Raw genomic sequence first — 20,610 nt, 5'->3', positions numbered from 1 at the left:
CTGGGTGCTGCTTCCTCCGGTTCCAGCAACCAGCGCGCTTTCGTTCTACGGTCCGATCCCGTCGAAACGGGCCACAAGCAACGCGATGTCGTCGTCCCGGTCGCCCAAGCCGAGCATGTCGAGCACGTCGTCGCAGAGCCTCTCCAGAGGCGGCGAGTGGTCGCGTCCACTCAGGCGGCTGACCTCGGCTATGCGCTGCCGCAGATTCTCAATTCCGGTCCACACGTCCCGCATGCGGGACTCAACCAGACCGTCTGTGTAGAGAATCAGAGTGGCTCCAGGAGGCGCGTCAAGCTCGACGGTGCTGATGTCGACCCCGCCGATACCGATCGGCGCCCCCGGCGGGACCCTAAGAACCTCTACCTGACCGCCAACGTGCAGCAGAATCGGAGGTGGGTGGCCCGCGTTGGCGATCTTGAGCCGATGTGCAACCGGGTCGTACACCGCGTACATGCAGGTCGCCATCCGGTCGGGACCCAGGCGCTGTGCCTCAATGTCGAGCCGCCTGAGAACCTCGTCCGGCGGCAGGTTCAGCCCGGACAGGGCATGCACCATAGTCCCCAGTTGGCCCATAATCGCGGCGGAGGTCACGGAATGGCCCATCACATCGCCGACCACCAAAGCCACCTGGCTGACAGGTAGTGGGACCACGTCGTACCAGTCGCCGCCGACCCGTGCCGTTTCGGCGGCCGGGAGATAGCGGAAGGCAATCTGGGCACCGACGGGTTGAGGCAGCGAATCTGGCAGCATCGCGCGCTGCAGCTCACCGGCGAGATAAGCCTCCCGGCCGTACAGGACGGCTTTGTCGATGCTGAGCGCTGTATGAGTGGCGAGTTGAGCTGAGACGAGCAGATCCTGCGGATCGAAGGCCGGGCGTTCAGGGGCACGTAGGAAGACAGCAACGCCGATGACGCGGCGCCGTCCCCGCAGTGGTGCCAGGATCGTTCGGCGCGATCCTGGCACGTCGTGCTCGGGGCCGCATAACTCCCGCACTGCAGCAGAGGCTTGGGACGCCTCGCCAAAGATCGGCCGCACCTGGCGCAGCACATCGGCGAGGTCCCCGTCGGCACGCAACTCGCAGAGTTCGGCCGCCGAGGTCTGACTCAAGTTGTCGGCGAGCGGCAGTCCCTCACCCGCCATGTCATACAGCCGCAGCTGATCGGTGCGGCGCAGGCGCAGTACAAACGGCTCGGTCGGCCGCTCGTCGCCCACCGGAAGCGGCTCACGGAGATAGACCAGGATGGTGTCCGAGAAAGTCGGTACGCTCGCGCGGCACAGCCCGGTCACGATCTCGTCGAGGTCGATCCCGCGCGAGATCCGACGCGTTGCGGCCCCAATGAACCGGACGCGGTCACCCTCCCTCCGGACCGCAAGTTCTGTACCGGAGCCAGGGGTATATTCCCTGGTGGGAGGGTTATCAGAGGTTGTCCCGAACAACATCTCGTCGTCGTTTCGTACCGTTGGTACGTCCCTTACGACCTGCCCCGGGACGACTTCCCCTCGCTTTTCCGCTTCTTCGACCAGCCACCACTCGTCGTCCTCGGCGGCTTCTGAAGGCACTTGGCTCTGTTGGCCGGCATCCCGCCACCCCACGTCCTCCGCAGCTTCTTGAACTGCCTCGTGTTCTCGGTCGAGAACATCGCGGGCCTTCTGGAGAACCACGTCAACTTGGTCAAGAGCATCATCATCCGCAGCCGTTCCGGCTGGCGGCCCAGGGAGTGTGACCTCCGCCCCGCTCTGAGTCGGAATGCCGTGCTCCGCACCGGGCCTGAGATCGCGAAGCTCCCTCTCGAGCTGGCTGATCTGACGGGCAGCGAGATCCGCGACACGCTGTGCTCTGTCGCGTTCTTCCTCAGCTCGTGCCAGTTGGAGGCGAAGGTCCTCGGTCTGCTTCTGGGCACGATCGAGGCGGCCCTCGGTCCGTACCTCGTCGACAGGACGAGGGCTGTCGGCGGCGCGGAGAGCATCGAGCTGCCTTGTGAGCTGAACTACCTGAGCCTGCGTCTGGCCGAGCAGCGCGAAGAGGACTGTGGCCACTTGCAAGGCCTGCAGCCGGGCCTGCTCACTGACCTCGTACGCCTGCCGCACACGGTTGAGCTCCTCCAATGCGCGGATCGTGTGCTTCTGCGCCTCGACGAGGTTGTACGTCGGATCGGCATGGGCCGCTGTAGGGGAGGTGTTCGCTGCGTCCCACAACCGCCGAACCTGGTCGAGCCGGTGAGCTGTCTCCTGCACCGTCTCTGCCGGGAAGCAGATGTCTGCGACGGCCTCAGCGAGTTCCCACGTCAGACCCACGCCGTTGAGCTGCTCGCGTAACCGCCAGACCGGAGGGACGGACCGCGGAGCTCCGTCGAAGTGCTCCGGTGTAAGAAGGCGGTGCAGCGCTGCCACCGACACATTGGACGCATCAAGCCAGCCACGAAGGATGTGAACGGCGTCGTTGATCTCCTGCGACGCCCCGCGAGCCTCCGCCCACGGCCGCCCGGGCCGCCTTGCTGCTCCCACGTCGTTCCCCTCCTAATCGGGTTGTTGGCCAAACAACCCCACGTTGTCCCGCGAACAACATCCAACCGGTTCATCCGCGCAGGTGGGGGGTGGATCGTCATTTCAGTGCGGTGCGACGGCGTACCGCTACACGGAGTGAATCTTGGAGGAGAGCCTTGAACGTCACTCACACCCTGATGGCGCTGATGGGGATCGGCCTGGCGGTGGTCTTCTCGCTCTTTGTGGCAGGCGTAGCGTTCGCTATCGCCCGCTGGGGCGGGAGCCCGGTACCGGAATCTGTTTCCACGTCGGGGAAGGCGTTCGCAACGGCGTTGATGGCGATCAGCGCTGTGCTCGCGGTGGTACTCGGGGTCTTCAAGTAGGGCGGACCTCAGCGCTACCTGGTCCGTTGCTGGCCTGACACCGGGACGACGGCCCAGGCTAGTCGACAAGGTCTGGCGGCTGGCAATTTGGTGCCGCGGCCGCGAGGCTTTCCAGCAGCCGGGCGTGCGCGGCGCGCTTCGGCGGCCGCGGCTCCGTCCTGCCGGTCTCCCAGTTCCCCACCGCCTCCCGGCGGGCGTTCAGCGCCGTGGCGATCTGCGCCTGACTCAGGAGCTGTTGTCGTTTCGATCGTGCGGGGTGGGCGTCGAACGGGAGTCTCGTTCGGGTGATCGTGGCTGGCTGTGGGCATGAAGGCAGGGCCTCTTGGTAGCTCGGGGTTGCGAAGCCAACCGAGATCCAGGAGACCCTGTTGTCGCATGTTGTACGTGCTCGCGCCGGTGGAGTTCAACTCGGCTTTTCTGTCGTGTGATTGTGTCGCTCATCGGTTCGGGAATGCGGCCGACCGTCCGGAGCGTGTTCGGCGGTATCCGTCGGACATGACGGACGGGGAGTGGTCTGTGGTCCGGCCGTTGCTGCCGGTGCCGGGCTGGATGCGGGGCCGGGGCGGACAGCCGGAGGTGTACTGCCACCGGGCAATACTGGACGCGATCCGCTATCTGGTGGGCAACGGGATCAAGTGGCGGGCGATGCCGGCCGACTTCCCGCCGTGGGACCGGGTCTATGCGTTCTTCCGCCGTTGGCGCGACCACGCGCTGGTCGGGGAGTTCCACGACCGACTGCGCGGCCGGGTCCGCGAGGAGTCGAGCCGGGATGTGGAACCGACGGCCGGTGTGATCGACTCGCAGTCCGTGAAGGCGGACGCGGTCGTCGGCGCGGAAAGCCGCGGCTTCGACGGCGGCAAGCTGGTCAACGGCCGTAAACGGCACGTGGTGGTCGACACCCTCGGCATGCTGCTGGGCGTGATGGTCACCGCGGCGGACATCGGCGACCGCGCTGCCGCGAAGGTGCTGCTTGAGCGTGTGACCGACGCTCACCACCGGCTGGAACTCGTCTGGGCCGACGGCGGCTACACCGGCAGCCTCGTCGAGCACTGCCTGGCCGGCCTTGCGCTGGTCCTGGCGATCGTCGAACGCAGCGACCACACGCGCGGCTTCGTGGTGCTGCCCAAGCGGTGGATCGTCGAGCGGCTCTTCGCCCACCTGATGCGAAGCCGCCGCCTTGTCCGGGACTTCGAACGATCCACCAGCAGCGCCGAGGCGATGATCTACTGGTCGATGACCATGATCATGACCCGCCGCCTGGCCCGCTCACGCTCCGCGCGAGGGTGAACCGGCCCGGTGCCGGCTCGGCCAGCCAGCCCCGGGCGACCAGGCGTTTCGCCTTCGACCGCAGCCCCTCCACCTTGGCCGGCACCACGTCCAGGCCGAACGCGGTGGCCATCTCCTGGCAGGTCAGCGGCCCTTGACCGAGACGGACTCGATCCTCGATCGACGCCAGGATGCGCCGGTAGTCCACCGACAGTGCCGCCTGGCCCAGCCCCTCGCGCCACATCGGAACCTGCGACCTCGCCTTCACCACCAGAGGCGCGGGCGCCTCCAGTTCCGCTCCCGTCACAACACCCTCTGGCACCTCGGTGGCGACCACGCCGGCTGAGTCACCGCCCGGCGCGGACAACACCGCACTGACACGCTCGCGGGCGATCATCCACTCCGACCACTCCTGCTCGGCCACCGCGAGCTCGGCCTGGACGCGGTCCGCTTCCTCACGCAACCCGTCCACACGACGACGAGCGGCGAGCTCGTGCTGTTCCAGCAGTCCGACAACCGACGGCATCCGCGACCTCCACGAGAGCGACGAAACGACACCCCATCACTCCCATCCCGACGCCGCCCCTACCCCTGACCAGCGAAAACACAGCCGTCAGACTCGGAAAGACAACAGCCTCTTACACTCGCTGCGCGATGACAACGGGAGCGAGGAAGATGGGCGACGAAGCTCGGCAAAGGCACTGCAAAGCCGTCAGATAAGAGCAGGTCGCGAAGGGTGCTCTCCGCGCGAGCGGAGGTGAACCGATCAGCATCACGTCGTCAGGTGTCATGTGACCGTGCTCTCCGCGCGAGCGGAGGTGAACCGGTGCCGGCCGCGTCGATGTAGCTGGCCCACGTGTGCTCTCCGCGCGAGCGGAGGTGAACCGCAGCCATGACCGGTGCGGTGCGCGGGGCAGGTGTGCTCTCCGCGCGAGCGGAGGTGAACCTCCGGGAAAAGCGCCGGCCTTTGGCTGTGCGACGTGCTCTCCGCGCGAGCGGAGGTGAACCGCTCACCGGGTCAGCCATCGTGCTGGTGCCGTCGTGCTCTCCGCGCGAGCGGAGGTGAACCGATGACCAAGGTGGCGACGACCCAGCGCCGCGGGTGCTCTCCGCGCGAGCGGAGGTAAGCCGACGCAGTCGGTGCCACGGTGCCGGGGTCAGGCGCGGTACCCACCTGCTCCACCCGTTTCCTCAGGAAGAGCAACGAAGTGCTGCTGGAATAATGTGCAGTTGGAGGTTCGGGGAGCGATACGACGACGTGGTGGAGTTCCGCTTCAATGTGTGACGGGTGACATAGCACCACGTCGCTGATCTGACAAACGTGCAGGTCAGAAGGGGTCTGACTCTTCGGGGTCAGGCCCCTTAGTTTTTACCGTGCTGGATAGGTGCTGGATTTTCTGACCTGTCGTCACCTGTCATCACCCCTCATATCCGTACCGTGCTGGATACGTGCTGGATATCGGCTGCGGCATGCCCGCAAGCAAGAGCCGCGCTCCTTCGTGCCGGTCTGCTTGCCCGTCGCTCGACTGTCCGGCACAAGTCCTTCACATTTGATACGGCGTTTGCGGAAACAAATCTCGACCCGCTCGACGTTGTAGGTCCCCTACGCGCAAACGGGGGTGGTCAGCTTGAAGTTGTTCCGTGTGGACACGACGAAACGCGGCATGACCGAGGTCATGCCGCGTCTTGCTGAGGTAGAGGCCGAGGTGCAGGGTCTCGTCGAGGCGAGCATGGAGACGCTTCTGGGAGTCCGGTTCCTGGCGAGTGAGTTCAGCACCGGACCGGTGCACGGGGGCCGGATCGACTCGCTCGGGCTGGACGAGAACGGGGCGCCGGTCATCGTCGAGTACAAGCGTGGCACGGATGCCGGTGTGATCAACCAGGGCCTGTTCTACCTGTCCTGGCTTGTGGACCATCGCGCCGAGTTCGAGCGTCTGGTCCGCGACCGGCTCGGAGCGACGGCCGCATCTCGGGTTCGGTGGAGCGGCCCGCGCCTCATCTGCGTCGCGGGAGACTTCACCCGCTACGACGTGCACGCCGTGCGTGAGCACCGGCGCTCGATCGACTTGGTCCGCTACCGGCTGTTCGGTGCCGATCTGTTCGGGCTTGAGACCGTAGCGTCCGTGAGCGGCGGCATTCAGGTGGCCAGCCGGGTGCGGCGCCAGGCGGTTGCCCAGGCAGCGGACGGCGTCAAGGGTGCGGCGATGCTGGAGTTGGCGGGTGCGGTCGACGAGGCTCTGCTCGGGCTCGGGGACGGCGTGAAACGCGTTGAGCTCAAGACCTACCGGGCGTACCAGCGGCTGCGGAACTTCGCCTGCCTGTGCCCGCCTCAGCGGACCAAGCTGCTGGTCTACCTCAAGGTCGACCCGAAGGACGTCGACCTTGTTCCGGGCTTCACCCGGGACGTGACGGGTCTGGGGCATCATGGGACGGGTGATCTGGAGGTCCAGGTCCGTACTCCGCGGGACGTGGAGCGGGCGCTGGAGTACTTCCGGGCGAGCTATGCGGTGACGTGAACGCGCAGTGCTGCACGTACCTGGCGGGCTGTGCTTCGTGTGGTGTCTGCGGTCGGGGGCGGTTCCCTTTGTCGTTCGGGCAGAGGGTGGCGGTGGACTGTCCATGGTCCGTGGGATCGCCGGTTTGGCCAACCGGCGATCCCACGCTATGTTGCCCCGCCGCCCCGTGGGCCGGTGATCAGCGCGAACGGCCCACGGGACGGCTGGTCGCGACCGCTGGGGTCGACCGTGCGCCGGCGGCGAGGCGAGGCCTCTGTTCGCGGCGCGGCTGGACGTGGCGCGTACCGGTCTGCTCCGCGAGGGCCTCGGAGAGGCCGGCCAGCAGCGAACTCGGCGTGTGCGTGGACGCGGTGATGGCCCATGTGGGCCGGTCGTTACCAGGGTTGGCCCAGATGGTCCAGGTGGCCAGGTCCTGGTTCGGGTGCTGCGCGGCGAAGGCGTCGAAGCGGATGCCCGCGTGCTCGTCCGGGGAGGTCCAGCGGCTCTCTCTGCCGTCCACGGTGTGCTTCCATCCGGCGTCGGTGAGCGGCTGGGTGGCCGAGGTGACCTTCTTCTCGTTCACCGGGGCGCCGACGGCCGTGTCCCAGCCGTCGCCGTCGGCGAGGTGGGCGAGCAGGTCCTGCAGCATCGGGGCGGGGGTGGTGCCGGTCGCGGTGAGGACCCACATGCGGTCGGAGACGGGGGTCTCGTAGGCGGCCACGGTCCAGGCGGTCTCGTGGGCGGGGGCTTCGTGGACGCGTTCGATGCGAAGGGTCTGCGACTCGTGGACGGCGAGGGTCGAGTCGTCCGACCAGGTCCGCCACTTCTCGAACTCGCCGTGCGTGTCGAGGAAGGTGTCGAGGAGGGCGTCGTGGTCGCCGGCGTCGGCCAGGTAGACCGGGACGGTCTCCGGCTCCGGGCGGGACGGTTCTGGTCCTGCCGGGGTGATGTCGAAGACGGAAAAGGCTGCGATGGCGGCCCGTTCGGTGTCGGTGAGGGGCGCCGGTCCGGGGCGCATCTCGGCTCCGTGGGCCCGTTCGAAGGCCACCAGTGCTTTCGCGGGCGATTCGAAGGTGCCCGCGGTCTGACGCAGGTGGTTTTCGCCGTGCAGGTAGACGGACTTGCCGCCCCGGTCGAGGTAGGTGCCGACCGCGACGGTGGTGTCGCCGTCGAAGGCGTGCGCGTGGATGAGGAGGCGGCCGTGGCGGATGTCGTCGTGGAGCTTCTGCGCCTGGTCGGAAATCTCGCGGATTTCACTGCGGGTGCACCACGGCATCGGGTAGGCCGGCCAGGTCCACTCCTCGTCCATCGCCTCCTGGAGACGAGGGCTGATCTCGACGGTGATGCCTTCAGCGGTCAGGTGTGTGGCGGCGTCGCGGGCCCAGTAGGGCTCCTCGTGATCGATGCGAGCCAGGACCAGGACGTTGGTGGCGGCGACCGTCCAGTCGGCGGCCTCCAAAGCCATGAGGGCGACGCGGGCCTGCGTGCCGGTCAGGACGGCCTGTACGGCAGTGGGGTGGACGGGGTGGAGGTCGAGGCGGACGTGGGCATCGATGGGGGGAACCATGAAGGGGTCTCATCTGTCGTGCGGTGGCCGGGCGTCAGGACCGGCCACCGGCGTACGGGGGGTTACCGGGTTACTCGTGCGGGCCGGGCGGCGTGCGCGGCGGTGGCCCGAGGCCCGGCGCGGGTGGTGGGCGCGGGCCGGTGCCGCTGGGGCGGGGGGCTTGCGGTGGCGTGCTGCAGGCGGGTGCGGACGGCGGCGATGTCGGCGAGGGCGCGGCGGGCGCCGACGACGAGCTGGAACGGGGTGTTCGCCGGGTCCCCGGCATACGCCTCGACGCGTCGGCCGGTGTGATCGGCGGTGGCCAGGAGGGAGCGCTGCAGGGCGCGCTCGGCCCAGTACTCCGCGGAGCCGGCCGGTTCGGCCAGCAGGCGGAGCACCTCGCGCGGGCTGCTTCCCTCGCCCGGTACACCGCGTTGCTGGGCCCCCCACAGGACGGTGACGGGGTCGATCGGCTCACCCCGGCGCGCCAGGGTGGTCAGGCACTGCCAGAGTCCGGCGTGCAACGGCACGGTGAGGTCGGCGGGGAGCAACCACCGCAGGGAGCCGATGGCGGCGGGGCGGGCTGTCGCGGTCGCGAGCAGCAGCTGCTCTTCTTCGGCGGCCTCGGTGCGGTCGAGCACGCTGTGCGGTGGTGGTGCTGGGGTGCGGGGCAGGACGCCGGAACGCGGTGGGAAGCGGATCGCGATGTCGTCGACGAGGGCGGCGAGCGCGTCGGCTTCCGCGAGCACCTTCTGGACGGGGTGCGGGAGGGTGGTGTCGTGGGTGGCCTGGATGAGGCGTTCGGCGGCTCCCCGCAGGCGGCGGCGGGCGTGTTCGGCCTCGACCATCCGTGCGTAGGCCGGGGCGTGCCGGGGCCAGGGGCAGACCTGCACGAGCGTGTGCAGGTACATGACGGTCAGTCCGCGCGCCTGCTCGCGACCCCTGGCGAGCACGCGGTCGAGCCACTCGGTGTTCTTCGCGTGTTCGGCGGGGTCGGGCGGGGGCAGGGTGCTGATCGCGGTGAACAGGGCGGCGTGCGGTGCGGTGGAAAAGGAGCCGGCCGCGATACCGGTCACGTCGCTGAGACGGTGCGGGTCCAGGAGCAGGGCGCCGAGGAGGGCCTGCTCGACGTGGAAGACCGGCTGCGGCGGTGTGATGTCGCCGAGGTCGTCTTCGTCGGGTTCTGGGGTATGGGGCATCAGGCAGCGAGGGTGAAGTCGTCGGGGTCGAGGGTGACGCCGAGGTGCGGGGCGAGGAGGTGGCCGGCGAGCAGCGGGGGCACCGCGTTTCCGATCTGGGAGAACTGCTGGCCTTTGTTCCCGGCCCACGGGTAGTCGGCCGGGAAGGACTGCAGGAGGCCGGCCTCGCGGGCGGTGATCCGAATCGGCTCCGGAACGGCCGCCGTGTCGGCGTCGACTGTGGACGGGGTGGGCTCGGCGATCCAGGTGCACTCGTTCGCTCGGTGCCCGAAAAACAGCGTGGCGGCGGGCTCGGACAGCGGCCGGACGGTGGCGTTGGCCTGGCTGTTGCTGCGCAGGGACCAGGACCAGCGGGGGGCCTCACCGGGGAACGACGGCGCGGGAGCGCCTTCGCGCCGGGGCTGCGGGACCACCGGGTCCGGCCGGGGCGTCCAGGTGCCGCGCGCACGGGCGTCGGACAGCGTCTTGCGGGAGCCCGACGGGAACGGCTCGGGCCCCCCGCCCGGCCCGCCACCCGCGCAGACGGTGGGGACGGGGCGGTCGGTCGCGCCCCATCCCAGGGCTTCGGCCATGCTGACCCACCGGGGGCGGCCCGGGCCGAACAGCGAGACCGGCTCGGCGAGTCGGGCGTGCGTCGGCGTGGGCGGCAGCGCCGTACGGACCCGCGAGGCCAGGAGAATCGCGCGCTTCCTGGTCTGCGGCACACCGAAGTCGGCCGCGTTGAGCAGCCCGCACCAGACGGAGAACCCCCACCCACGCAGCACGGCCGCGTACTGCCGCCACAGCGGCAGCACGTCCGGCACCTCTTCCAGGGCGACCCAGTCGGGCTCGCCGACCGCGTTCAGGGCATACAGGTAGCGCATCGGCTCGGCAGCGAGCAAGGAGCGCTCGTCACGGCACGCGGCGAGAAGACGCTCGCGCGGGTCACGACCAGCCGCCAAGTCCTCGACCGCCGCGTGCACCAACGGCTGGTCGACCAGACCCAACCGCTTGCCGGCCGTACTCCACGCCTGACACGGCGGCGAAGCGATCACACCCCGGGTGCGCCCGACGAACGGCCACGTCGGGTACGACGCCACGTCCGTACGAATGGTCAACTGACCAGCCGCGGAACGGGTCTTGCACGCCCACAGGTCCCACTCCAGCCCGACGTCCCGCACCCCCAGAACCTGCAGCGCCCTGCTCCAGCCGCCCGGACCCGCGAAGAGGTCGAGGATCACGTGGCCAGCCCGAAGTCGTCCCGCACCAGCGCGTCGGCGTCGCCGCGGCACGCCCACGGTGAGCAGCCGTCCTCGACGCCGTTCTCCAGCACGTCCGACTCGTCCGCGCTGATCTGCCGGGCGGCCCGTTCGGCGGCGGTGACGTGATCGATCGGCGCTTGGGCCAGCGGGACGCGGGAGCGGTGCACGAACGCCTCGCCGAGCAGTCGGTTGCCCGACGCGTTGGCGCGGGCGTTGCCCTGCCGGATGGCCGCGTCGAATTCGACCACGTCGGCCCACTCGGACGGGGAGTTGTCCCGGATATGCCTCCACTGCGCATTTCCATGGAAAGGACATCCCAAGCAACTCGACTTCGGGGTGTCAGCGAGGCCGAGACTGGTCAGATATTGCACACAGTCGGCCCTAGTCCACGACATGTCGAGCAAAGGATGCCGGTTGCGCATGTACTTGACGTCTGCGTCCTTCGCGCGGTGGAATTCGTCGGTCGAGATACCCACCCACTGTTCGACGAATACCCCCTTCGGGATGCGTGCGGGGTAGGGGTATCCGAGCAGTTGGCGAACCTTCTGCTTTATTGGCTTTATCTTATATTCGCCGGTGCACTGCCGTCTGGTCATTCCAGGCCGCCCGTCCTGATTGAGAATGTGGAGCGGCATGGAAGCGAATCGGTGATCCGGATTCAGGGCGTCGCCGCGAATATTTCCCGCCGACACGCGAAGAACGGGAATTCCGGCGGGTGCGGCTATCTCTTCTTCCAGGCGGTCAAGGTGCGCATAGACCGCTTCGGGTTCCCATCCGGTGTCCGCGAAGATTGCGTAGTCAACCCGGGGGAGAATTCCCTCGGCTGACAGTGCGAGGAGAGTGCTGGACTGAACTCCCGCGCCAAGGGAGAGAGCGCGGAATCGAGGCTGATCTGAAATGGGCTGTCCTGGGTGTAGGGAAACGGAGGGGCTTGTGGCCAGGCTTGAGCGCCAGCGTCAGGGAAATGCCTGCCTGCGGTGCGGGGCAGAGTTCGGTGCTGGCCGTGCGGGCCGGTGGAGCCGGTGCCGCTCGGGAGGTGGGGCTGTCAACGGACAGCCACGCGTGCTGCTTTGACGCTCGGGACGGTGGAAGGCCGTGCAACGGTCCTGGCTGGGGTCCGTGGCCGGCCGAAGGTGGCCGCCAGGGTGCGACACCCGTCTGCCGTGGGGTGCACGCGTTCGTCCCTGAACAGAAGTTGGCAGGGCTCGCGTTTCACCAGCCCGCGGGATTCGAGGGACCGGATGGTGGTGAGCGAGAAGCGCAGGTCGTCGTCACGGACGTGCGGCTTGTTGTCGAACATGGTCACCTGGCCCTGGGCGACGGCGCGCAGCGCGGCGTCCTGTACGGGAGACAGCGCGAGCGGCTGATGCGGGAAAGCGACCCAGCGTCGCCGATCGGTGACGAACAGCTCGGCTGCGGCCACCGCGTCGAGAGCGCCGAGTGCTGTCAGGTCCTGTACGACGGCGAGTCGGCGGCCGGCCTCACCCAGGGCCTGCTTGTAGGTCAGGGGCGGTCCCCCTCCCCGCGCGGGCACACCGGCGCGGGTGGCGTCCACGATGTCCACGGCGTCCAGGAGATGGTCGGCCGCGTCGGTGGCCAGGCGGGCGAGCTGTCGCACGCGCGCGTACACGGTGCGGATGGCGGAGTCGTGGTACAGCTGCTGGGCGTTCAGGACGTCCACGACGTGCAGTGCCGTGCTGGCGAGGTGCTGGGTGACGGCGGTCTGGTCGGTGAGAGCGGTCGCAGGACGGACCCCCGCGATGTTGAGTCGGGGCAGGGCGTCGTTGTGGCGTGTGAAGGCGCAGGCGAGGAACAGGAGGTGCTCGGCCGGCGCGATCGGGTCGCTCGCTGAGATGGAAGGTCTCCTTGAGCTCGGGGTGAGCGGCGGTGTACGAGGTGCCCTGAGCTGGGCGAAGAAATGGCCGACGTGATCCGCCGGGTGCTGTGCGCCCTCATAGGGCGGCGTGTCCCCGGCAGGTCAGGTACGGCTGCGGCCGGTCGTCCTCGCGGGTGCAGGAGCGGGTGCGGGCCCGGGCGCCAGAGGGGCGGCGGGGCTGCCGATGGCGGCGGCCAGGGCGGTGATCCCGGCGGGGGTGAGACGGACTCGGTCCTGGAGCGGTCCGCCCTCGTACGCGGAAGGCGCAGATTCTGGGACGCGGTTCGCGAGCCCCTTCTCCTCCAGCGCCCGTAGCGTGCCGACCAGGACGCGTTCGTCGCGGTAGTGGACGTACTGCCGCCCCAGGGAACTGGTGGCCGCGACGTTTCCGCAGGTGATTTCCCGCAGGGCGGTGAACTGCGCTGCGCTCAGGGGGTGCAGCGGGCTGTCGCTTGCGTTCCATCGGCGGCGTTGGATCTCGTGGGCGAGGGTGTCCGCGCAGCGCATCGCCGCTTCTGGGGCCAGGGCGGTCAGCACGCGTGCTGTCGGTAGGTGTTGGTCTGCGGAGGTAGGCGAGCTGTTGGAGACGGGCCATTGCGTCCGACAGGTCGTTGCTCTGGAAGAGGCGTGCGTCCGTGACCGCTGTGAGGGCGGTGCGCGTCGCGACGGCGAGTTGCTCGGCGGAGGCGCCATGGGCGTTCTGGTCGGACGGCGTCGCGGCCCGCAGGAGCCGGTCGAGCTTGTCGTTGTGCTGCACGTACTGGTCGGCGAGGAGGAGTAGCCGTTCGACCGGAGTCGGCGGGGCCGGCACGTCGAACAGGAGGCCGTCGTCGGGCGGAGTCGTCATGCGCGCCGCCGGACCGTCGGGTCATGGGGCAGGGCGGGGGCGGGCGGGCTCACGGCGGGGAGGGGGTGTTTCGCTTCCAGCGCGGTGCGGGCGGCGGCCAGTGCCCGGCCGGCGTCGTCGAGGTGGATCCGCAGGCTGTTGTGGTGGCCGAGTGCGTCGACTTGCTGCTGGGGCGTGGTCTGCGCGTTGGTGGTGAGGGCGGTGAGGGGCGTGAGCGCTTGGGCGTAGTGGGCGACGGCCCGTCCGAGATGGCTGGCACTCGCACCGAGGGTCGTGGCGGGCGGGAGGGCGGCGATGTTCGGTGTGAGCTGGTACTCGGCTTCTGCTGCCGTGCGCGTGGTGAGGTGGCACAGCAGGTCGATGTGGCGCGTGAGGGTGAACAGGCCGGTGGCGTCCACGGTGATGCGGTGGTCGCGGATGTCCGCGTCCACGGCGTCCACAGCTTCGCCTACGGTCATGTCGTCAAGGTCGCGGGGTTCGTAGGTGTGCAGGTCATCTCCCAGTGGCGGTGTTCCGCGCTCGTCCGGCCCGAGCAGCGGGCAGTCGGGTCGAGTCGCTGGTGTGTCTGCCGGGGGTCGGAGGGTGCTCACGCGGCTTTGCCGAAGTCGGTCTGTGTCGGTGTGTGCTTCGCGACGGCGCGGGCGGTGATCGCCTTCGACGCGCGGGCGGACGCCGCGGAGAGCTCCTCCGCTCCGGGCTCCCGGTACCACGGACGTAGGTCGAGCATGGCCGCGCGCATGCCGGTGGCGAAGCAGAGCGCGGTTCCCTTGGGCAGGGCGCGGATCGCGTCGGCGGGCAGGATCCGCTCCTGCCGCATCGACACCGACGTGCTCTTGCCGGAATCGGAGTGCGAGGTGGAGGTGGTCTCCACGTCGTGGTCGCCGATCAGGCGACTGAGCTTGTCGGCAAAATCGGGGTCATCGATTCCGGAGCCGATGACCTTGACGGTGGACGCGCTCCACATGGCGTCCATGCCGGTGTCGCCCCACACCTTCTGGCCCTGACGGTAGGACTGCAGGATGGTGAGGGGGATGATGCCGCGGCTGCCGAGGTGGGAGTACAGGTCCGGGAGGTCTGAGATTTTGCAGACGTTGGCGGCCTCGTCGAGGATCGCCAGCATGGGCGGATCCAGGCGTCCGCCGGCTCGTTCGGCCTGCGCGGTCGCGGCCCGCATCACCGAGTCCGCGCACGCGGCAATCAGTGCGGAGGCTCCGCCTCCGCCGTCCTTGCTGAGCAGGAACAGCGTGTCCGTCGAGGTGACGAACTCGGCGGGACGGAATTCCGCCGCGTCCTTCTGCGGGGTCACCCATGCGGCGATCGACGCGTTCAGCAGGGCGGCGGCGTACTGCCTGGCGGTCTCGTAGATGCCGTCTCTGGTCTCGGGCGGCCCTTCCACCGTGCCCTTGAGCTGAGCGGCGACGGCGGTGAAACCGTGATCACGCAGGATGTCCAGCGGGGTGCGGTCGGCGGGGAAGGCGAGCCACTGCATGATGTCGGTGATCGGGCGTTCGTCGAGCGCGGCGGCCAACAGCAGTTGGGACAGGATGTTGCTGCCGGCCTTCGACCAGAAGTCGCCCTGCTGGGAGGCGTCCACCGAGGCGGCGAGGAAGTGTCCGGCGAGCCGGTCCGCGCCGTCCAGGGTTTTCGCGGAGGCGAGGGGGTTCCACCACATCTCGCGGGAGGCGTGCGCGATCTGCTGCGGGTCCATGGTCCACACCGTCCCCACCCGGGCCCTGGCCTCGTAGGCGGTGGTGAAGGCGTCGCCTGCGGCCTTGTTCGACGTCAGCAGGACCGGGCCGGGTGCGCCGAGCATGGACGGGATGGCGAGGGAGGTGGTCTTGCCGGAGCGGGGCGCCATGATCGCGACGGCGACGTCCTCGAACCCCATGCGTACCTCATGGCGGCTGCCCTGCAGGTTGCCGAGAAGGACGCCGGTGTCCTTCGCGTCGATGTGCTTCGCGTTTTTCAGACTGGGGCGCAGGGAACGGGCCTTGTCGGTGATCGCCTTGGCCATCAGGGGCTCGATGTCCCGGGCCGTGGCCATGTCGGTGATCGTCTTCCGGCCGCTGCCCCGGTTGTGGTGCCGGGCCCACCAGGCGCCCGCCCCCGCCGCGAGGGCGACGAACACGGCGATGGGGACGACCCGGGCACCGATCAGCAGGGACGTTTCTCCTGCGGTGGGCCAGACCTGCTCGGGATGGAGGAGGGCCTTGGTCGGCTCGTACGGGGCCCAGCTGGTGCCGGTGAGGTAGGCGGTGATGTTGCCGGACAGCCAGGCCAGGTGGGACAGGGGTACGACGACGGCGAGCATGCCGAGCAGGAGGCGCAGGACGAGGTCGTATCCGTCGGTGTTGCTGCTGGAGGAGGGAGGAGGCAAGGGCTACAGGCTTCTTGGCGAGGAGGCAGGGGTCAGGGGCGGTGGCCGGGCCGGGGCGGCGCCCGCCGGGAGGAGACCGGGACTGGTGGCGTGGTGTTGTTCCGGGCGGCGAGGGCGCGGACACGGTCTTCCAGCGCGCCGGCGACGAACACCGCGAGCGCGTCCGTGGTCCTGAGGGAGATGACGCTCGGATCGCGGGTTGGCAGACCACGCCGGCCGTCGATACGCGCCACGGGCTTCGGGTCGGCGAGCGCCGAGGTGAACGCCGCGACCAGACGGGCGGGAGCTGTCGTGGCGAAGGCTGCCTGCCATACCGGCCTGGCCGGGCCCAGCGTGGCGGTGGCGAACCAGGCACCCGGCTCTTCCGCGCTCCCCAACCGCTGGACGTACAGGGTGCCGTCGGGGGAGGCGTAGCCGTTGTCCTGTGTGGTGGGCGCCCAGCCGGTCTGGCGGAGCGGCTCGAACGGGTCGGAGGGGGCGTCGTTCGGCGGATCGGGGTCGGTGAGGGTGTCCAGGACGGTGGCGATGACTTCGACGGGGGTGCGGGCGCCGAAGCTTGCGTACCAGGCGGGATGGTTCGGCCCGGCGGCCTGGTGCAGGGCCCACCAGTGGTCGTCGGGGTCGGGTTCGAGGCGCAGGAGGGTCTTCTGGTCGGGGCTGGTGAGCAGGACGCGCGGCATCAGGGGGTCGTCGCCGTAACTCCATCCGCAGGCACGGTGGAGGGGGACGGTGATCCAGGCGGGGTCGCCCCCGCCGGCGAGGTGGCGCGGGGTGACGAAGTCGACCTCGACGGTCTCGGGACCCGACGGCACGGTCACTTCCGAGCCGCCGTTCGCCGGTCGGGCGCGGGGGCCGGTATGGGGATCAGCGGTGAGTGGGCCTTGCGGGCCGCGGTGTTGATTTCCCGGAGCGCGGTGCCGTGGGTGGTCCAGTCGTCGAGGTAGCTCCACGACTCGGCGTGGTGTTCGGCGAGGGCATCGTCGAAGTCGGCGGTGCCGGGCTGGGCGGCGGCGGGGAGCCCGTCGCGGGTGAGCAGCCACTGCTCGTGCAGTGCGTCGAGACGGTCGAGGGCCGTGCGCAGGACGCCCAGTTGGTATCCCCAGCGGTTCTGGACCATGTTCTCCGGCAGTCGGGTCAGCTGCGTCTCGGCCATGGTCAGCAGGTGCCGGGCGCCGTAGCGGAGCGTTTCGAATGCCGCGGCGGTGTCGGCGTCGCGCTGGCTCTTGCGCAGGCCGTAGGCGTGGTCGTCGTAGGGCCAGCCGTCGAGGTCGGTGTGCTCGTCGGCGTAGGTGTCCCAGGCGTCGAGGATCTTCTGGCTGTCCCGTATGAAGTGGTCGAGGTGGCGCAAGGCGTCGCGGTGGGCGCGGTGTTCTCGGGAGATGAGTCGGATCCTGTCGGTGCAGCGGCGAACGGTCGGTTGCGCGGTGGTGCGGGCCGGTGCCGTGGCGGAGATGTTCTGCTGGCGCCGTGCGGAGCGGGCCTGCGCGCGCAGTGCTCTGACTCGCGTTATGTGCGCGTCGGCCGTCTGCTGCGGAGTGAGCGGGCTGGGCGTCTGCGTCACGCCGTGGGTAGCGGTGCGGTCGAAGAGTCCGCGTTGCAGGGGGGGCGGGGTCGGTGAGCGCGGTGATGAAGGCGGTCACGAGGCGCTCGGGGGTGCTGCTGCGGAAGTCGGCGTGCCAGAGGTGGGCGCCACGGCTTCCGAAGTCGGTGGGAAGGTCGCGCACTTCGATGTGCCAGGCGACGGGCACATCGAAATGCCACGGCACCGTGCCCGCGCCCTCTTCGGGGAGGCGCTCCACCGTGCAGCTCGGATGATCGGTGTAGGCGACTCCGCGGCGGTCGATGAGCCAGCCTGCCGCTTCCAGCTCGGCCCGTGGGCTCGCTGAGCCGACAGGCGCTCGGTCGACGAGCGCGTCGGTGAGGCCGGCGAAAACTTCGGCAGGAACGTGCTCGCCGAACTCGGCATACCACTTGGACTCGGTACCTGCGGGCTCGGCCCGGAGCCGCCACCGTGCAGAGGTCCGCGATTGGGGATCGAACTGGAGCTGGTAGCGAAGGTCGGGACTCACCAGGACGATCTCCGCGCTCAGGGGGTCGGAGACCGCGTTCCATCCGGCGGCTGCCAGGCCGTGGGTGACGTGGCGGACGTTTCCGGGGCCCGCGAGGGGGCGGGGGCTGGTGTCGTACGGGATCTGCGTGGCGAGCTTGTCGGCGAAGCCGGCGAGCTGCCGTTCGCTCAGCGGCACCGGCAGGACCCCGGCTCGCTCGGCCGTGCACCGCCGTACAGGTCGCGGAGATCGTCGACCACATAGTGGAGGGTGTGCTGGTCGGCCAGCTCCCACGCGGCGGTGCGCAGTTCGGTGATCAGCCGGTCGCCCTGCGCCGTACGCGGCGTGTCGGGGTTCTCCTGTACGGCGCGGGCGAGGGCGCGCATGGTGTCGGCGAACTGGACGGGCAGGCCCGTGTACTCGTCGAGGAGGGGCTCGACAAGGGCGAGGGCTTCCGCTGGATCGGGGGTCTCGCGCAGATAGTCGGTGAGGTCGGCGAGCGTGTCGGTCAGGGTGCGGATGGTGTCCGGGGTGAGAGCGGGCATCTGGCTCCTCTGTGGGTGTGTGGTGGTCAGCGGCGGGTGCGGGCGCCGCCGGCCGGGGCGTGGGGGAGGGCGGTGCGGGGGCTGTTGCGTGCCCAAGTCGCGGCGCGGGCGGCGGTGATGCGGGCCTGCTGCCAGGCGCCGAGCTCTGACGGCGTCACCGACACGGACCAGGTACGGATTTGCGGGCTCACGGGGACGGATCCGCGCGGGCGCATCACGGGGTCCGGGCTGGCGAGTTCGGTGGAGAAGGCCTGCACCAGATGTATCGGTGTGTTGGGCGTGAAGCTGGCCGCCCAGCCGTCGCTCTGCTGGGTCTGCACTCCGGCCCGCCACATCGCCTCCCCCTCGTGGCTGTACCGGTACTGCATCCACGTGGTGGTGTCGGGGCTGGTCGCGATGTAGTCCCGGCCTTCGAAGCGCGTGTGCCAGTTCTGTTCTTGCAGCGGGGCCCAGACGGTGGGGGCGTGGGCGGAGCGGGGGCGGGTGAGGGCGTCGGTCAGGCCGGCGACGATTTCCACCGGCGTCTGCGGGCCCAGGTACGCGGACCACTCGCCGGGCGCCCCGCCCGTCCGGCCGTGGACGGCCCACCCGCCGGGGCGGACGTGGGGGGCGAAGGTGACGCGGACGGCACGGTCCGGGCTTTCCATATGCAGGGGGCCGCCGGTCTTGGACCTGTCGCGCCAGCCGGAGGCGCGCAGGAACTCCGAGACGTACCGGAAGTCGCCTCCGCCGGCCAAGGCGCGCGGCTGGACGAGATAGTGCTGCTCGGCCTGCTCGCCGGACCCCCAGCCCTGCCACTGCTTCTTCCTCACCGGCGGCGCCGTACGACGAGCGGTGCGGGCGCCGGGGGCTTCGCCGTGAGAGCGGTGGGCTGGGTACCGACGTTCAGGAGGGTGTCTATGTGTTCGTCCAGGTCGAGGGCGATATCGCCGAGTTCGTTCGAGGCGCGGCCGAGGGCGAGCCATACCACCGCGGGGAGCGTGCCGCGCTCTGCCGCGTCCTTGGCGAACGCGCTGCCGGTGCAGACGAGGTGGGTGACGCCGCCGAGGACTCCGGTGTCCGGGTCGAGGACGCGGGCGAGGACCTGGGCGGCCTGCGGCGGGGGAAGCTGGGAGAGGTGGTCGGCGAGTTGGACGAGCTGCCGGGTGATCTCGTCGGTCAGCTGCACCGCGTAGGTGGCGGGGTGGGACATGCTCCTCCGAGTCGGTGGACGATCAGCGGCGGTGGCGTCGTCCGACACCTTGGGTCTCGGCGACGGCCCCTCTGGGCGGGCGCCGCCCAGAGGGGCGGTGCGGTGGGGGCCGGTCGCGATGCAGGTGTACAGGTAGCGGCGGAAGAGTGCCGTGGCGAGCCGGGGCTTGAGCAGGGCGTTGATCGGTGGCGGTGTGCGGGTTACTTCGGCTTCTCCGGATCGGGTGGTGGGGCGGGAGGCATAGCGCCCTGCTGGGGCGTCGGCCGGAGCCTGCGGAAGCGCTTGTTCTGCGTTAACGCGACCGGGTGGTCGGCGTGCGGGGCGCGGCCGGGACGGGCGGAGCGGCAGCGGGCATGGCGGTGGGCGCGGTCCTGCCCGCCGGATGCTGCAGAGCGGTGCTGATGCCGAGCGCGCCGAGGCGCGGGCCGATCTCGCGCAGGGCGCGGCCCTGGGCCTGGGTGTCGTCACCGGACAGGCGGTAGATACCGCTCTGCGGATCCTGGACGAAGCCGTGAGCCGTGAGGACTTCGCCGGCGCGGCCGTCGGCCGGTGCGGTGGCGACGCTGCCGTCCGGCTGCCAGGTCAGGACGACCCGGTCCGGCTGGGACGGCTGGACGCCGCCCAGGGCGTTGTGGCGGACCTGCGCGAGGGCACTGTCGTAGCGGATGAGCAGATCGTCGGCGACCTGCTCGGCACTGAGGAACGGGTCGTCGACCAGGGCTATGCCGCTGGGCTCGGGGACGGCGCGGTACGCCTCGTCGGGCAGGGCCCGCGGGCCGATGGCGGCGATGAGGAAGCCGTCACGCTCGTCGTGCCGGTCCAAGACGACGAGCTGCGCACCGTCGGGCCGGCTCAGGACGGCAGCGTGCCGCGGAGGGTGCTCGGCGAGGGAGTCGGCGACCAGGTCCAAGTCCCAGACGCGGTCGGTGATTTCGGCGAGGCCGTCCTTGCCGTCGGCCAACAGATGGGTACTGGTCCAGTTTCCGGGGAGTTCGCCGGCGAGGACGTCGGCGTACGAGGCGAGGCGCTCGGTGTAGTGGTCGTGCATGGTGTCCTTGAACGGGGTGGGAGTCAGCGGCGTAGTCCGGGGGCCAGCGGGGGAGGCGGGGCC

19 protein-coding genes, 2 pseudogenes and 1 CRISPR repeat array are annotated in these 20,610 nt (G+C 69.8%); of the genes and pseudogenes, 4 read left to right on the top strand and 17 right to left on the bottom strand.

Going from position 1 to position 20,610, the window contains the following annotated elements; translation table 11 throughout:
* Window positions 1-2 precede the first annotated feature (2 nt).
* A pseudogene (locus OHA55_RS01390) lies at window positions 3-1,365 on the bottom strand (PP2C family protein-serine/threonine phosphatase); the annotation flags it as partial.
* Window positions 1,366-1,620: 255 nt separating this feature from the next.
* Here OHA55_RS01390 and OHA55_RS01385 point away from each other — a divergent pair.
* The 3 genes from OHA55_RS01385 (at window position 1,621) to OHA55_RS01375 (ending at window position 4,154) form a co-directional block, all read left to right on the top strand.
* The gene (locus OHA55_RS01385; protein WP_266701981.1) at window positions 1,621-2,316 is read left to right on the top strand and encodes a hypothetical protein; all 696 of its coding nucleotides are present in this window, start codon (window positions 1,621-1,623) and stop codon (window positions 2,314-2,316) included.
* Between the two features lie 344 nt (window positions 2,317-2,660).
* Entirely contained in the window at window positions 2,661-2,867 is a 207-nt protein-coding gene (locus tag OHA55_RS01380; protein ID WP_266701979.1) for a hypothetical protein, read from the top strand.
* A gap of 495 nt (window positions 2,868-3,362) precedes the next feature.
* Window positions 3,363-4,154 carry an IS5 family transposase gene (locus tag OHA55_RS01375; protein WP_266701977.1) on the top strand — a complete coding sequence of 264 codons (792 nt, stop codon included), beginning with the start codon at window positions 3,363-3,365 and terminating at the stop codon, window positions 4,152-4,154.
* Here the strand turns inward: OHA55_RS01375 and OHA55_RS01370 are convergent.
* Window positions 4,111-4,659 (bottom strand): hypothetical protein, encoded by a 549-nt coding sequence (locus OHA55_RS01370; protein ID WP_266701975.1) that lies wholly within the window; start codon window positions 4,657-4,659, stop codon window positions 4,111-4,113. The genes OHA55_RS01375 and OHA55_RS01370 overlap by 44 nt on opposite strands.
* A 210-nt stretch (window positions 4,660-4,869) precedes the next feature.
* Window positions 4,870-5,264: direct repeats of the CRISPR family, unit length 28 nt; unit sequence GTGCTCTCCGCGCGAGCGGAGGTGAACC.
* 488 nt (window positions 5,265-5,752) lie between these two features.
* Between OHA55_RS01370 and OHA55_RS01365 the strand changes: the two genes are divergently transcribed.
* Window positions 5,753-6,649 carry a DUF5655 domain-containing protein gene (locus OHA55_RS01365; protein ID WP_266701973.1) on the top strand — a complete coding sequence of 299 codons (897 nt, stop codon included), beginning with the start codon at window positions 5,753-5,755 and terminating at the stop codon, window positions 6,647-6,649.
* 178 nt (window positions 6,650-6,827) lie between these two features.
* Here OHA55_RS01365 and OHA55_RS01360 read toward each other — a convergent pair whose 3' ends face one another.
* The 15 genes and pseudogenes from OHA55_RS01360 to OHA55_RS01295 form a co-directional block, all read right to left on the bottom strand.
* Entirely contained in the window at window positions 6,828-8,195 is a 1,368-nt protein-coding gene (locus tag OHA55_RS01360; RefSeq protein ID WP_266701971.1) for a DUF317 domain-containing protein, read from the bottom strand.
* 62 nt (window positions 8,196-8,257) lie between these two features.
* Window positions 8,258-9,373: a DnaB-like helicase N-terminal domain-containing protein gene (locus OHA55_RS01355; protein ID WP_266701969.1), complete on the bottom strand. Its 1,116-nt coding sequence runs from the start codon at window positions 9,371-9,373 to the stop codon at window positions 8,258-8,260.
* Window positions 9,373-10,593, bottom strand: a complete 1,221-nt coding sequence (locus OHA55_RS01350; protein ID WP_266701967.1) for a DNA cytosine methyltransferase — start codon at window positions 10,591-10,593, stop codon at window positions 9,373-9,375. Before OHA55_RS01350 ends, OHA55_RS01355 begins: the two co-directional genes overlap by 1 nt.
* A complete protein-coding gene (locus OHA55_RS01345; RefSeq protein ID WP_266710380.1) occupies window positions 10,590-11,513 on the bottom strand; it encodes a hypothetical protein in 924 nt (307 codons plus the stop codon). The genes OHA55_RS01350 and OHA55_RS01345 overlap by 4 nt, the downstream gene beginning before the upstream one ends.
* A gap of 146 nt (window positions 11,514-11,659) precedes the next feature.
* Window positions 11,660-12,295, bottom strand: a complete 636-nt coding sequence (locus OHA55_RS01340; RefSeq protein WP_266701965.1) for a hypothetical protein — start codon at window positions 12,293-12,295, stop codon at window positions 11,660-11,662.
* A 297-nt stretch (window positions 12,296-12,592) separates the two neighbouring features.
* Window positions 12,593-13,027: a hypothetical protein gene (locus OHA55_RS01335; protein WP_266701963.1), complete on the bottom strand. Its 435-nt coding sequence runs from the start codon at window positions 13,025-13,027 to the stop codon at window positions 12,593-12,595.
* Between the two features lie 306 nt (window positions 13,028-13,333).
* Complete coding sequence (locus tag OHA55_RS01330) at window positions 13,334-13,795, bottom strand: hypothetical protein (RefSeq protein ID WP_266701961.1); 462 nt, start codon at window positions 13,793-13,795, stop codon at window positions 13,334-13,336.
* A gap of 128 nt (window positions 13,796-13,923) precedes the next feature.
* Window positions 13,924-15,714 (bottom strand): type IV secretory system conjugative DNA transfer family protein, encoded by a 1,791-nt coding sequence (locus OHA55_RS01325; RefSeq protein WP_266701959.1) that lies wholly within the window; start codon window positions 15,712-15,714, stop codon window positions 13,924-13,926.
* 32 nt (window positions 15,715-15,746) lie between these two features.
* On the bottom strand, window positions 15,747-16,526 hold the full coding sequence (locus OHA55_RS01320) for a DUF317 domain-containing protein (protein WP_266701957.1): 780 nt from the start codon (window positions 16,524-16,526) through the stop codon (window positions 15,747-15,749).
* Between the two features lie 2 nt (window positions 16,527-16,528).
* Window positions 16,529-17,275: a hypothetical protein gene (locus OHA55_RS36450; protein ID WP_323180355.1), complete on the bottom strand. Its 747-nt coding sequence runs from the start codon at window positions 17,273-17,275 to the stop codon at window positions 16,529-16,531.
* Window positions 17,276-17,375: 100 nt separating this feature from the next.
* A pseudogene (locus OHA55_RS36445) lies at window positions 17,376-17,783 on the bottom strand (DUF317 domain-containing protein); the annotation flags it as partial.
* A gap of 167 nt (window positions 17,784-17,950) precedes the next feature.
* Window positions 17,951-18,307 (bottom strand): hypothetical protein, encoded by a 357-nt coding sequence (locus OHA55_RS01310; protein WP_266701955.1) that lies wholly within the window; start codon window positions 18,305-18,307, stop codon window positions 17,951-17,953.
* 26 nt (window positions 18,308-18,333) lie between these two features.
* On the bottom strand, window positions 18,334-19,119 hold the full coding sequence (locus tag OHA55_RS01305; RefSeq protein ID WP_266701953.1) for a DUF317 domain-containing protein: 786 nt from the start codon (window positions 19,117-19,119) through the stop codon (window positions 18,334-18,336).
* Window positions 19,116-19,499: a hypothetical protein gene (locus tag OHA55_RS01300; protein ID WP_266701951.1), complete on the bottom strand. Its 384-nt coding sequence runs from the start codon at window positions 19,497-19,499 to the stop codon at window positions 19,116-19,118. Before OHA55_RS01300 ends, OHA55_RS01305 begins: the two co-directional genes overlap by 4 nt.
* 292 nt (window positions 19,500-19,791) lie before the next feature.
* Window positions 19,792-20,547: a hypothetical protein gene (locus OHA55_RS01295; RefSeq protein ID WP_266701949.1), complete on the bottom strand. Its 756-nt coding sequence runs from the start codon at window positions 20,545-20,547 to the stop codon at window positions 19,792-19,794.
* Window positions 20,548-20,610: the final 63 nt, after the last annotated feature.

Source organism: Streptomyces sp. NBC_00102, assembly GCF_026343115.1.
Classification (GTDB): Bacteria; Actinomycetota; Actinomycetes; order Streptomycetales; family Streptomycetaceae; genus Streptomyces.
This window is presented reverse-complemented; position numbering and strand designations above follow the sequence as displayed.